Genomic DNA, 14,182 nt, shown 5'->3' with positions numbered 1-14,182 from the left:
TCTTTTGGAAACAAACGTATTTTTTTCTATACAAAAAGCCCCCGTATGGATATGATTAAAGTAAAAAAAGTATAGGAGAAAAAGGTATGGAAGAGCTTTTAGAGAGAGTTTTTTCATTTTCAGATGTTGATAAGCTGATTGACTTTATCAGTTATGAACTGCAAAAACCAGTCATACTGGAAAGCGCGGATTTCTTTTTGTTAGCCTATAATTCTTACTATATTAACCATTTTGATTCTGCCAACCAGCAGACTATTTTTTCGAAAAAATGTCCTGTTCAGATTTTTGAGAGGTTTTTGAAGGACGGAATCATTGAAAAACTGAAAACCGAACCTGAGCCTTTTCGCGTCAATAAAATTGAAAGCATTGGGTTAAACCAAAGGGTAGTCGTGAGTGCGAAGCACAAAGGGGAAGTCATGGGCTACATCTGGGTTCAGGAGCTGGACCAAAATCTAACGGAAGAAGAACTCGACTTTTTGTATGAGACCTCTTTCCATGTCGGGAAAATCATTTATAAAACGAACAAGCTGAAACAGGAAAAGGAAGAAAAAGCAGAAGATCTCATCAAACGGGCGATCTATCAGCAATTTACCACTGAGAAGGAACTCAGACGGGAAGCCGAAAGAATCAACACCGTGCTGCCTTCCATGTTTTCAGTTGTCATCCTGCACGCCGCGAATGGGGATGGGGAAGCGGTTGAGGATCTAAAGGAAAATATCAGGTCGTACCTGAATTTGCGGGATAAAGTCAGTCATGTCTTAACGATCGAATCAAATATTGTCATCGTCGTAGCGAGTTTTTCCCAAAAAAGCTCCGTCTCCTCGGCAGCTTCAGAATTTATTAATAAGCTGTTAACACATTTTCACTTTCAGAAAATACCTACCCCTATTTATATCGGTATCGGAAACGAATATGATCACCTTTTAAAACTCGGCAAGAGCTATACAGAAGCACTTGAAGTCATCAAAGCCGCAGAAATTACCGGCAATCAGGAAAACATTCCATATGAATATGCCAAACTCGGCATTTACCGCTATTTAGAAAGCATTGAACAGAAAAATGAATTTTTAGAATATGAGAATAAGGATTTGGCTTTATTAAAAGCAAAAGACCAAGAAAGCAGCACCGAGCTGCTTAAAACCTTGGAAATCTATCTCCTCAACAACTGCAAAACAAAACCAGCAGCAGAACAGCTGTTTATTCACCAAAATACATTGAATTACCGCATCAAACAGATTACTGAAATGACGTCGATCGATTTAAGCGATTTCAGGACACGATGCCAGCTTTATCTTGATTTGATGCTGATGAAAAAGAAATAAAAAAGAAACCAGTACTTGTACTGGTTTCGTCTTCACTTAAAATCCTCTGTAAACATACGGATCATCAGGTTTTTTAATGGTGTTCCAGTCAGTCACTTTCACAACAGGGAGAGTTGATTTGAATGGCTGATAATATTCAGAGGCCAGAGTGCCTTTTATATGAATCCATTCATCATCCTTGATGTTCATGTCCTTCGGAAACTCCACAAGCATCCCGTACACACCGGAATCAGCGATACAGTGAATGATGCCAAACCTTAACACGAACAGCTGATTTTTGTTAATCGCGTTTCCTTTGTAAGCAAATCCATGAAATTCAATCGTCCGTCCGAGAAATTCACCCGGATAGTTATAAATGGTTTCCATTCCTTTTAGGAAATCATCATCGGTCAGAGAAATCTCTTTCTTGCTGGAATACTTATTAAACAGCTGTTTCATTTGTTTGTCATAGCTGTCTTGCGCATAATAAAGGCTGGCATCAGGCCGCAAATACTGTGTTTGGGAGTAATGATCTCCGCTTTCCATCGCCTTAAACGAGAACCCTTTTGTTTTGACAATGGATGAGTCAAGCGTCGCAATCGGAAAGAAGATGCCCGACACCAAAGGAAAAAGAAAAACAAGATAAATCAAATAACGCTGATAAAATGGCTTGTTTTGTTCATGATCATGCTCGTGATCATGGTCGCACCCGCAATCATGATCATGGTGATGCCCGCCTTTTTCTGGCGACTTGATAAATACATATGCTTGAACGGCTGTCAGAATGGCCAGCAGGAAGATCGCAATAAAGGAAAGATAGGAATATTTCATATTGATATATTTTGTTAGATTTCCTGAGGCATGCAGATGGTAAAAGAAAAACGTAAATCCCATCAGCACCAATAGACGAAACATCCAATCACCCCTTTACCAGTAGTGATCCCGCTAAGACAATTACGACAATGTACGTAATCAGCAGGAAAACAAATCGTTTTTTGAAGGCCGCAAGCATCATCAATAGGTTTTTAATGTCCACCATCGCACCAAAGACGAGAAAGGCGATTAACGATCCTAATGAAAATGTGCTGCTGAAGGAAGACGCGATGAACGCATCAACTTCTGAACAAAGCGACAAGACAAACGCTAGACCCATCATCACGAGGGAAGAGGATACATCATTCTGCCCGATCGCAAGCAGAGTGGATGTTTTGACGTACGTCTGCATAGCGGCTGCGATAAAGGCGCCGATGATTAAGTATTTCCCCACGGAGAAAAATTCATCAATGGCATGACGCAAGGTCCCTCCCAGCTTTTGAAGCAGACTATGGTGATGATGATGGTGATGTCCGGGTTCCTCAGGCTTTAACAGCTGGTTATCCTTAAATTGATAGGATAAGATGATCCCAATGATCACCGAAACGGCGAGCGCCAGTCCGCCCCGGTAAAAGACAACGCTCCATCTATTCCCGAACGCAATAAAAGTAGAAAATAAAACGATAGGATTAATGATAGGCGCTGTCAGCATGAAAGCAACGCCCGCATGCAAAGGAACCCCCTTTAACAGGAGCCGCCTCGTAATCGGGATAATGCCGCATTCACAGGCAGGAAATAAAACCCCGGCCAGCGCACCGAATAAAACGGCGAGAAAGCGGTTCTTCGGCATGATCCTCGCAATCATTTCTTCAGAAACAAACATTTGAATGATTCCGGAAAGTATGACGCCAATCAGAATAAACGGAATGGCTTCTATTAAAATGCTGATAAAAATAGAATTCAGCTGAAGAAAAGATGATTGTGCTGTCACAATAAAACCTCCGCTCATGGTAAGCTGCCTCTCTTATGATACCAGAAAAAAAGGCACTGCTTGTTTGACGGAGGAGGGGGAAGGATCGTTTCACTTTGTTTAGGATTCCAAAAAGCCGAGTATGACTCTATCTGTTTCAGCAGCTTCTTTCCCGAGCCAAATCAGGTTCCCCCATGAGTGAAGCAAACAGAGAACAGCGTCAGGAATATGTTCTTTTGCATAATGTGCATGTGACTTGTCGATAAACCCATCATAAACACTTTGCATAATCAGTACGGGGCATGAGATGGCCTGCAGCTCTTTTGAAGAGATAGCGGCTGTTTGTGACAAGTCAAGCAGAAATCCTTCACCTGAGCGCTGCCGGCTGTTCATTTTCCGAAATGCTTCTATGTCTTTTTCATCCATCAGGGACTTGATCCGCTGAAACGAAAGTGTGCTGAATTGCGGGCTCATGGCTTGAAACATGAAACGCGGGAAGGCGTTATTCAGATGAGAAACCAGCTTCCATATCCACTTTTCCACCGGCGGGCGGAAGAGGATTCTCCCCATTTTATATTCAGTATCTTTGGGGGTGAGCCATTCCTTGGTGACCGCGGATTGCAGGGTTAGAGTGTTTACCCTTTCCGGATAATGTGAGGCAAAGCATATGCCGCTCGGTCCTCCTGCTGAGATGGCCACCACATGGACACTGTCGATTTGTAAATGATCTAATAACTTCACATAGAAACGGCAAGCGTCGGCAAGACTTTTTCCAATCTCTTTTGACGTTCGTCCATAGCCTGGCCTTGAAGGCGTGATAATGGAATACCCATGCTCAATCAGCGCCGTGTACCCGAATTCCTCGTAACAATTTGAATGCCCGCCATGCATGACAAAAATGGGGGCTCCCTTGCCTGTTACAGAATATTCTAGTGTATGTCCTTCGATAGTGATCATTTCGACTCGTCTTTTCATCTGTTTCTCCCATTTGTTTTCTGCCTATTATAGAGTTTTCAACAATTTACCACAAGGAGAAGAAATGAATAAACAAAGGCTCGGGAAATATGATATACTTTGTATTGATATTCATTCTCAATTAAAGTGGTTTTGATATAGATGTGAACGGGGGCAGGACGGATGGCTGAGAATCAAGAGATATATGACGTTACGATTATAGGCGGGGGGCCGATCGGGCTGTTTACGGCTTTTTACTGCGGGATGCGGGAGCTGAAAACGAAAGTAATCGAATTTTTGCCACGGCTCGGAGGGAAGGTGTCTTTATTCTTTCCTGAGAAAATCATTCGCGATATCGGTGGAATACCGGGGATTGCGGGAAAACAGCTGATCGAGCAGCTGAAGGAGCAGGCGGCGACGTTTGATCCTGACATCGTGCTGAATCAGCGTGTGATCGGATTTGAACGCTTGAAAGACGGCACCATTGTGCTGACAGGTTCTGAAGGAGAAAAGCATTATACACATACCGTGATTTTAGCTGTCGGCATGGGAACGCTTGAGGTTAATGAGTTTGACAGTGAGGATGCGACCCGGTATGCGGGCAAAAACCTTCATTATGGAGTGGAGAAGCTTGATGCGTTTAAAGGGAAGCGGGTCGTGATATCAGGCGGCGGTGATACTGCGGTCGATTGGGCCAATGAGCTGGAACCGATTGCGGCGTCTGTGACTGTCGTTCACCGGCGCGAGGAATTCGGCGGAATGGAAAGCAGCGTGACGAAGATGAAGCAATCATCGGTTCGGGTGCTCACTCCTTATCGTCTGGGGCAGCTGAGCGGCGATGAAGAGCGCATCCAGAGTGTGACTGTTTGTCATACTGCGTCTGGCCAGAGGGAAGACATAGAGGTTGACGAGCTGATCATTAATCATGGGTTCAAAATTGATCTCGGACCGATGAAGGAGTGGGGGCTTGAGATTGAAGAAGGCAGGGTGAAAGCGGACAGACATATGCGGACGAATCTTCCGGGTGTGTTTGTGGCGGGTGACGCGGCTTTTTATGAAAGTAAACTGAGATTGATTGCCGGCGGCTTTACGGAAGGGCCGACAGCGGTCAACAGCGCGAAGGCTTATTTGGACCCTAAGGCCGAAAATATGGCGATGTATTCAACCCATCACAAAAAATTGGTGCATAAATAAAACAGCCCTTAAAGAGGGCTGCCGCAATCAGCTATGAAGAAGCTTTTTTTCCGCCTGTTGATTTTGAATAAAAGCCAACAATTCATCCTGCTTTTGGACCGCTGTGAATCCATAAGCGCCGGCAACTGAGTCATCGCCTATGCAGACGATGGGAGGTCGGCTTGCTGCGGGTTCCGGCGAAATGCCAATTTGTTTGCCTGTGCTGATCAATTGCTGAACGGACGGTTTGCTCGGGCATACGATCATGTGCAGCGGAGATTCACTGATGGTTCGCTGAATCATGTGGGTGAACCGATCATCTATGACGTTTTCATGGGTGATATAAAACGAACAGGACTCATGCTTCTGCATGTTTTCCACTGTATGCCGGCTCCCGACAACAAGACGTTTTTCTGAATCAGGCTGAATGGCGGAGACGAGAAAACCCCGTTTTTCAACCTCCGTCTTTGCTTGCTCAGATGCTGCACTCAGTCGGGCTGTCAGCTGGCGGATGTCGATTTTCTTGGAAGCCAGTGCTTGGAAAAATTCACAAACTGCATGGCGCGATGTGAAAAAAATGTCTTCAAAGGTGCCGATCTTTCGAAGAATCTCTTCATTGACAGGCATGCTCTCAGTCCGCCATTTCGGCCATTCGATGACATCAGCACCGGAGGCACGCAGCTTGTCTGCAAGCGGATCTTCATCTTCGCCATGAGTGACAACCATCAAGTGCTGGCCGATGAGTGGTTTGCTTTCAAACCAGCTGTGTGTTTGAAAATTGACGATATCTCCGATGACGATAATCGCAGGGTTTGTGATCTGGTGTTCCTGTACTTTTTGCTGAATGTTCTCTAGCGATCCTTTCACACTCCGCTGGCGGCCCCACGTACCCCATTGGACCACAATGACAGGGACAGAAGGCGATTTTCCGTATGCGATGAGCTGCTGGCAAATATAAGATAAATTCTTGACGCCCATGTAAAAGACTAGGGTTTGAACGCTTCGGGCAAGCCCTTCCCAGTCGAGATTCGGCGTGCCTTTTAATGATGTATCATGCGCAGTAATCATGGCAAAAGACGATGCGAAATCCCGATGCGTAACGGGGATGCCCGCATATAGCGGCGCTGCAATTCCGGAAGTGATCCCCGGCACCATTTCATAACGGATGCCGTGCTCATGGAGAGCATCTGCTTCCTCGCCGACTCTGCCGAATACACTTGGATCTCCGCCTTTTAAACGGACGACGGTTAACCCCTTTGATGCTTTTTCAACCAGCAGGGCGTTAATTTCTCTTTGTTTCATAAAATGGCGGTCTGGCAGTTTTCCACAATAAATAAACTGGCAGTCCGGTGATGCGAATTCGAGGAGCTTCGGGTTGGCGAGCCGGTCATATAAAATAACATCTGCTTCCTCCAGCGCCTGTTTTCCTTTGATGGTGAGCAGTCCTGGATCTCCGGGGCCCGCTCCCACGAAATATACGATTCCGTTCTTCATGATCATGTCATCCTTCCGTCACTGTAAAAAATGAAGGATCACTTAAAAGTGATCCGGTCTTTTGATCAATATACGAGATAAACATGTTCTCCCTCGATCAGCGTTTCGTATGTTTTGACGCATCCGTGATCTGGTTCTTGGACGATTCCGTCTTCTAAGGAGATTTTCCAATCGTGCATCGGGCAGAAAACATATTCTCCGCTGACGATCCCTTCTGCCAGGACGCCGCCCTTATGCGGACAGCGGTTTTCGATGGCGCGGATGCTTCCGTTTGAAAGCTTGAAAACTGCGAGCTCCTTATCTTCAATATACACTGTTTTGCCTAATTGTTCAGGCAATTCTTCAATTTTTCCGATACATACTTTTGTTACGTCTTTGTTTACCATGTCCATTCCTCCTTAATGTTTGTTTTTGTCATTACGATGTGGTTACGACATTTTCAAATAACTCTTTAGAGGTTTGTTTATTATCCAAAAATCCCTTCCACGGATCCTTGTGGACAGAGAGTGTTTCATTCATTCGGTCGTTCAGCTCCTGCCGTTTTTCCGGATCATTTAACACGGATTGGACATGGGATAAACCGACGCGCTCAAGCCAAGCGGAAGTACGCTCCAGATAGTTCGCGGTTTCCCGGTAATATTGCAGGTAAGCGCCTGCGTATTCTAAGACTTCTTCATTTGTTTTCACCTTCATCAGCAAATCACCGGCACGTAAATGAGTTCCGCCGTTTCCGCCGACATAAAGCTCCCAGCCTCCGTCAATGCCGACAACGCCAAGGTCCTTAATGCCGGATTCCGCACAGTTCCGCGGGCAGGCAGACACGGCCATTTTCACTTTATGAGGCGTGTTCAGCCCTTCGAATTTTTTCTCAAGCGCAATGCCCAGTGCCATGGAGTCTTGGGTGCCGAAGCGGCAGAATTGCTCGCCTACGCATGTTTTTACTGTGCGCAGTGTCTTTCCGTACGCGTAGCCTGACGGCATATCAAGATCTTCCCATACCTTCGGAAGGTCTTCTTTTTTCACGCCGATGAGATCAATTCGCTGACCGCCTGTCATTTTCACGAGCGGGATCTCATATTTGTCGACGACATCTGCGATCTTGCGCAAATCTGTGGAGTTGGTCACGCCTCCGTACATCCGAGGTACGACTGAATATGTTCCGTCTTTTTGAATATTGGCGTGCATTCGTTCGTTAACAAAGCGGGATGTCCGGTCATCCTCGTATTTGGTTGGATTGATCATGCCTAAGTAGTAGTTCAGGGCCGGCCGGCATTTTGAACAGCCTTCTGGCGTTTTCCAGCCGAGCACGTTCATGATTTCTCTTGTATGTGACAGCCATTTGGCTTTGATTTCTTCTACGACTTCATCTCTCGACAATGTGGTACAGCCGCAAATCGCTTCTTTTTGCGCTGAAGCATCAAAGTCTGATCCGAGCGTATGCTGGAGGATTTCTTCTACGAGCGGCTTACAGCCTCCGCATGAGCGGGATGCACCGGTGCATGCTTTGATCTCGTCTGTTGACGAGCAGCCTTTTTCCTGTATGGCTTGAATAATCACACCTTTTGACACGCCGTTACAGCCGCAGATGATTTCATCGTCGCTCATCGCTGCGGTAATGCTTGTGCCTGCTTCTTGGTTGAGAGGCTGTAAGATTGATATTTTAGAGGTTTCAGTGATATCGGCTTCTTTTTGAATCATAGCAAACAGGCGATTCCCCTCGCTGCTGTCGCCGAATAAAACAGCACCGACAATTTGATTGCCTCTCAGGACGATTTTTTTATAGATGCCGTCCTGTTCATCGAAAACCTTAACCGCTTTTTTCTCATCTGATTCGTTAAAGTCACCGGCAGAGAAGACCTCGACGCCTGACACTTTTAACTGAGTGGAGAGAATGGAGCCTTCATACGGTTTTGTTTCGATGCCGCAAATATGCTTCGCCAGCACTTTTGCCTGTTCATAGAGCGGCGCCACGAGCCCGTATGCGATTCCGCGGTGCTCAGCGCATTCGCCGACCGCATAAATGTGCGGGATTTCAGTTTGCATATAATCGTTGACAATGATTCCTCGGTTGACCGGAATGCCGCTTTCTGCGCCAAGCTGTGTATTCGGGCGGATGCCGACAGCCATGACGACTAAATCAGCTTCAATACTTGTTCCGTCTTTGAAGCGGACGCCTTCGACGCGGTCATCACCGACAATTTCTTCGGTTTGCTTTTCAAGTAAAAAGGTCATTCCTTGTTTTTCTAACTCGTTTTGCAGCAGGCGTCCTGCCGTTGCATCAAGCTGGCGTTCCATCAGGAATGGGGCGAGGTGGATGACGGACACGTCCATGCCGAGATTCAACAGTCCGCGTGCGGCTTCCAAACCAAGCAGGCCTCCGCCGATGACGGCTGCTTTTTTATATTGTTTTGACGCGGCAAGCATCGTGTCTGTATCTTTTATGTCCCGGAAAGCTGTGACGCCTTTTTTGTCTGCGCCCGGAATCGGAAGGATAAAAGGGACAGAGCCTGTCGCCAGGATCAATTCGTCGTAAGGCTGGATTCTGTCTGCATCTGTGATGATGGTTTTGTTTTCCGTGTCCACTTTGATAACTGTTTCATTTGTATATAATTGAATATGGTTTTCTTCGTACCAGTCCCAATCGTTTAACGTAATATCTTTAATATCTGTATCGCCTTGAAGCACTTTTGACAAAAGGATTCGGTTGTAGTTGGGATGCGGTTCGGCACCGAAAATTGTGATCTGAAACTCGTCTTTTGCAACACTCAGTATCTCTTCAATGGACCTTACCCCGGCCATTCCATTTCCAACAAGAACTAGCTGTTTTTTTCCCATCAGATGATCCGCTCCTTATCAATGTTTTTTCCAGCGTAGCACAGCAAAAAGGAATATTTAAGATACATGTTATAAAATGTAACAAAATATACGAAAAGTTCTAAAAATTTTATGAAAAATTTAAATGGGTCTGATTCGGACGGCGCATACCTTAAAACCGGGCATTTTGCAGGCTGGATCTAAGGCTTCGCTGATTAAATCATTCACATTTTGAGCATCTGCCCAGTGGATGGGAACAAAAACGGTGTCTTTTCTGATTTGTTCTGATAATTTGCTGCGGACGGTGATGCTTCCTCGCGGCGATTCTATTTTTACCAGTACACGGTCCTCGATATTGTAGGACGCTGCTGTTTGCGGGTGGATTTCCATAAAAGATTCAAAGTGTCTCGCGGTAAGGGCGGCGCTTTTTCTCGTTTGGACGCCTGTTAAGTAATGAGACATGACTCGGCCTGTCGTTAAATACAGCGGATAATCGGCTGTCGGCTTCTCTTTTGGAACAGCCGGTTCGTTTGGGATCACACTTAATGCTGCTTTTTGATCCGGATGTGCAAATGAGTCTGTAAACAAGCGCTCGGTTCCGGGATGATCAGGTTCTGGACACGGCCAGTGAATGCCGCCTTCATGTCTGAGCCTGTCGTATGTGATGCCTGAATAATCAGCAATCCCGCCTCGGCTTGCTTCTCTCAATTCATTAAAAATATCCTCTGCTGACGTGTAAGAAAAATAACGGCCCTTCCCGAGAGCGGATGCGATCTCACAAATGATCTGCCAATCATGCTTTGCTTCACCGGGACACGGCCTGCTTGCTTCTCTTAATGTCACGCGGCCTTCGACATTTGTCATGGTGCCCTCATCTTCTAAATAAGAGGAGGCGGGCAAAATCACATCAGCGTATTTCGCAGTCTCAGAAATAAACAAATCGATCGCGACAAAGAATGTCAGTTTCCTCAGAGCTTTTTTCACGAGATTTGCATTTGGGCTGGAGACAGCGGGATTTGAGCACATGAGGAACAGCCCTTTGATGTCACCGTCATTGATTTTTTCCATCATTTCATAAGCTGAGACACCTTTTCGCGGCAAATCATCCTGATGGATTCCCCACACTTTCGCAATATGCGACCGATGTTCTTCATTTTCAATAGAACGGTAGCCCGGGAGCTGATCGGCTTTTTGGCCGTGCTCTCTGGCGCCTTGCCCGTTGCCTTGTCCGGTGATCGCCCCATAGCCCGAGTAAGGTTTGCCGATTTTTCCTGTGATGAGCACCATGTTTAAGAAGCCTTTCACAGCCGCTGTTCCATCGGTTTGCTGTTCAATCCCGCGGGCTGTAAACAGCATGCCGGATGTTTCCTTGGCAAACTTCACAGCGGCTTTTCGCATGTGCGCCAGCGGAACACTCGTCTGTTCGGAGATATCATTCAAGCTCAACGCGTCAGTATGCTGTTTCAACTCTGCGAATCCATTTGTTCGTGATCGAATGAAATCTTCGTTTACGAGCTGTTCGTCGATCATGATTTTGACGAGAGCGTTGGCAAGGGCGGCGTCTGTGCCGGGTTTGATTTTCAGATGAAGATCGGCGATTTTCGTTGTCGCTGTTTCGCGCGGATCAATGGCAATGATGTAAGCACCGTTTTCTTTCGCTTTTTCAAAATACGGCATAATTGTAGGCTGGCATTCAGCAATATTGGTGCCGGCCAGAATGATCACACGGGTGTGGGGAATGTCTGATAAGGGATTCGTTAAGCCTCTGTCCGCGCCGAATGTTTGGTTGGCTGCGGTTGCTGCGGCGGACATACAAAGTCTCCCATTGTAGTCGATGTATTTTGTCTGTAAGCCCACCCGCGCGAATTTCCCTAACAAATACGCCTCTTCATTCGTAATCGAGGCGCTTCCGTATACAGCCATGGCGTCATGGCCGTATTCTTGTTGAATCATAGTCACTTGGTCTTTGATATGCTTCAGTGCTTCTTCCCAGGAAACAGGCATAAATTCACCGTTTTTCTTCAGCAGCGGCCGGGTGATGCGGGAGGAGTTCAGGGCATGCTGGTGGGCGTTCATACCCTTCATGCATAATCGGCCCTGTGTCGTAGGATTATCAATCCCGATCGCTGTGTACTTTTTCCGTGTGACGATGGTTTGTTCCACGAGCTGCATTTTGCACTGCATGCTGCAAAACGGGCATTGGGTGTCATACGTTTTTTCTGATTGGATGTCTTGCTGTTTATCACGGAAATATCTAAGCAGTCGTTCAGTCAAAATGCCTCATCCTTTCTTATGTGCGCCAGCCTGTACAGGCGGGTTTTGAATCAGTGACAGGTCTGTTTGGAGGCTTTCCAGCAGCTGTGTCTTAAGCTCCTCTTCAAATAGCACTTCTCTGATATGCACGATCCCGAGACGGTCCATCCACTGATGAACGGCTTCTAAGTAATGAGCCGTTTCACGGTAATACTGGATCAGTCCTTTGATCATGCTGGCAGTGCTATCTGCGTTGTCAGTAACGCAAAACAGAGCTCCGGAACGGGCATGAGTTCCCCGGACGCCGCCGATGTAAATATCCCAGCCAGCTTGCGTTCGAATCGCGCCGACATCTTGTATGGCGGCATCGGTGCAGTCTGTTTCACATGATAAGCTGATAGAAATATAAGCGGGCATGGAAAGCATCTCAAGATGTCTCTCGATCTGGGCTGCCAGCTGTTGAATCGATCGGTTTTGTCCGCATGTACATGCTTTGACACTTTGCAGCGTGCGGTGGTGTTCGTTTGAGCGTACGGGCATTTTCAGGTCTTTTTTGATGTTTGGGAGATCCGCGGGTTTGATCCCGGAAAGCTTCAGTCTTTGGCCGTGAGTGATGGATACGTCGGAGATGCTGTACGCCTCGATGATATTGGCGATGTTTCTTAACTGCTCCGCGTTCGTTTGCCCGCCGTACATTTGCGGAATCAGGATGTATGTATCTTCGGCAGCTGATTCAGGCTGAACAAAACCGGGATGAAGCATTTCCAGGTAGTATTGAATCGCCGGAACACATTTGCGGCATCCATTATTCGTTTTCCAGCCAAGCTGGCTCATCGCTTCTCCCGGATTAGTGAATGGCCTGCGCTGAATCTCGGCAATGATGTCGTCTTCTGTAAAATCAGTACAGCCGCAAAACGAAGGAGTGACGGCGGGCTCTGTATATTCGCTGCTGGTCATGTGCCTCAAAAGGTCTTTAACGAGCGGCTTGCATCCTCCGCAGGAACCGGATGCTTTGGTGCAGTGCTTGACTTCCTCAACAGTTGTTAGGCCTTTCGTGTGCACCGCTTCTTCAATCGCGCCTTTCGTCACTGAGTTGCATTGGCAAATCGTTTCACTGGAAGACATGGAATCAAATAAAGTGCCGGTAGTCTCGGGTTCGATGATCTGCTTTTTGACAATGGAGATGTCTCTTTGTTTGAGCAGGCTGTCGAGAAACCGCTGCTTGTCACGTGTATCTCCGAATAAAATAACGCCGGCCAGTTTGTCATCCTCAAAGAGTGCTTTTTTATAAATGCCTGTTTGTTCATCGTAGATTTTAATACTCGTCGTGCGTTCATCCTCGTGAACCTTTCCAGCTGACCACACATCAAGTCCAGCTATTTTTAAAGCTGCAGATGGTGCTGACCCTTGATACCCCTCACATGGAGCACCGCAAATATGTTTGGCGAGAGCTTTTCCCTGTTCATAAAGCGGGGCTGCCAAACCATACAACGTTCCGTTATGCTCGGCGCATTCGCCGACGGCATACACATTCGGTTCACTCGTCTGCATGTAGTCATTCACGATGATCCCACGGTTCACTGCGATTCCGGCTGACACAGCCAATTGAATATTCGGCCTCACGCCAGCCGCCATCACAATCAAGTCAGTTTTCAATGAAGAGCCGTCTTTAAAACAGATGCCGTCTGCCCGCGAAGTGCCAGAAATGGATACGGTGTCTTTTTCCAAAAGAAAGGTTAAGCCTTTCCGTTCCAGCTCCGTCTGCAGCAGCCTCGATGCCGTTTGATCGAGCTGTTTTTGCATGATGCCGGCAGAGTGATGAATGACGCTGACATCCATGCTGAGATGCTGTAAGCCGACTGCTGCTTCCAGTCCTAATAAGCCGGCTCCGATCACCGCTGCCTTTTGATAGTGTTTGGCCATGCTCATCAACGCTTGGCAGTCTTCTATTGTTCGAAATCCGTAGACGCCTTCTTTGTCCGCCCCGGGGATGGAGAGAATATGAGGGGAGGAGCCTATTGCCACTATTAATTTGTCATAAGACAGGGTGCGTTTCCGGTCCGTGATAACCCGCTGCTGAACTGTATCAATGTGAACAACCGTTTCGCCTGTGTAAAGCGTAATCCCGTGCTTGTCGTACCAATCCTTGCTGTTCAGTGTAATGTCATTGAGTGACGCCTCACCCTGCAATACAGAGGATAAGAGAATGCGATTATAGTTGGGGTGCGGTTCGCTTCCGAAAATGACAATTTCGAACATTTGGCGATTCAGCTTTAAAACTTCTTCAATACAGCGGATTCCGGCCATTCCGTTCCCTGCTAACACCAATCTTTGTTTCTTCATGTGCCAGACCTCCTTTGATTCTCCTATTAAAAATTATGTCACAATGCATTGTTAACGCATTAAACGT

10 protein-coding genes are annotated in these 14,182 nt (G+C 46.6%); 2 read left to right on the top strand and 8 right to left on the bottom strand.

Features of this window, described 5'->3' with window-relative positions; genetic code table 11:
- Positions 1-86 precede the first annotated feature (86 nt).
- Positions 87-1,322, top strand: coding sequence for a proline utilization transcriptional regulator PutR (putR, locus tag AC0C66_RS16740; RefSeq protein ID WP_003224834.1), 1,236 nt, complete (start codon positions 87-89; stop codon positions 1,320-1,322).
- A 36-nt stretch (positions 1,323-1,358) separates the two neighbouring features.
- Here the strand turns inward: putR and AC0C66_RS16735 are convergent, their stop codons facing one another.
- The 3 genes from AC0C66_RS16735 to AC0C66_RS16725 all read right to left on the bottom strand — a co-directional run bounded on the left by AC0C66_RS16735 (position 1,359) and on the right by AC0C66_RS16725 (position 4,059).
- Positions 1,359-2,216 (bottom strand): TIGR03943 family putative permease subunit, encoded by an 858-nt coding sequence (locus AC0C66_RS16735; RefSeq protein ID WP_472973638.1) that lies wholly within the window; start codon positions 2,214-2,216, stop codon positions 1,359-1,361.
- A 4-nt stretch (positions 2,217-2,220) separates the two neighbouring features.
- Positions 2,221-3,105, bottom strand: coding sequence for a permease (locus AC0C66_RS16730; RefSeq protein WP_072182410.1), 885 nt, complete (start codon positions 3,103-3,105; stop codon positions 2,221-2,223).
- 99 nt (positions 3,106-3,204) lie between these two features.
- Positions 3,205-4,059, bottom strand: coding sequence for an alpha/beta fold hydrolase (locus AC0C66_RS16725; protein ID WP_472973637.1), 855 nt, complete (start codon positions 4,057-4,059; stop codon positions 3,205-3,207).
- Positions 4,060-4,221: 162 nt separating this feature from the next.
- Here AC0C66_RS16725 and ffoR point away from each other — a divergent pair, with 162 nt between their 5' ends.
- Positions 4,222-5,232: a ferredoxin--NADP(+) reductase gene (ffoR, locus tag AC0C66_RS16720; protein WP_072182391.1), complete on the top strand. Its 1,011-nt coding sequence runs from the start codon at positions 4,222-4,224 to the stop codon at positions 5,230-5,232.
- A 27-nt stretch (positions 5,233-5,259) separates the two neighbouring features.
- Here ffoR and cobA read toward each other — a convergent pair whose 3' ends face one another.
- The 5 genes from cobA to nirB form a co-directional block, all read right to left on the bottom strand.
- Entirely contained in the window at positions 5,260-6,711 is a 1,452-nt protein-coding gene (gene cobA / locus AC0C66_RS16715; RefSeq protein ID WP_090557371.1) for a uroporphyrinogen-III C-methyltransferase, read from the bottom strand.
- Positions 6,712-6,770: 59 nt separating this feature from the next.
- Positions 6,771-7,091, bottom strand: coding sequence for a nitrite reductase small subunit NirD (nirD, locus tag AC0C66_RS16710; protein WP_010332967.1), 321 nt, complete (start codon positions 7,089-7,091; stop codon positions 6,771-6,773).
- 31 nt (positions 7,092-7,122) lie between these two features.
- Complete coding sequence (gene nasD, locus AC0C66_RS16705) at positions 7,123-9,540, bottom strand: NADPH-nitrite reductase (protein ID WP_472973636.1); 2,418 nt, start codon at positions 9,538-9,540, stop codon at positions 7,123-7,125.
- A 120-nt stretch (positions 9,541-9,660) separates the two neighbouring features.
- Positions 9,661-11,793, bottom strand: a complete 2,133-nt coding sequence (nasC, locus tag AC0C66_RS16700; protein WP_090557367.1) for an assimilatory nitrate reductase catalytic subunit NasC — start codon at positions 11,791-11,793, stop codon at positions 9,661-9,663.
- 6 nt (positions 11,794-11,799) lie between these two features.
- Positions 11,800-14,115 carry a nitrite reductase large subunit NirB gene (gene nirB / locus AC0C66_RS16695; protein ID WP_090557365.1) on the bottom strand — a complete coding sequence of 772 codons (2,316 nt, stop codon included), beginning with the start codon at positions 14,113-14,115 and terminating at the stop codon, positions 11,800-11,802.
- Positions 14,116-14,182: the final 67 nt, after the last annotated feature.

It is taken from the genome of Bacillus sp. VA13 (genome assembly GCF_055710085.1).
The sequence above is the reverse complement of the archived record's forward strand: the minus strand, read 5'-3'. Positions and strand labels throughout refer to the sequence as shown.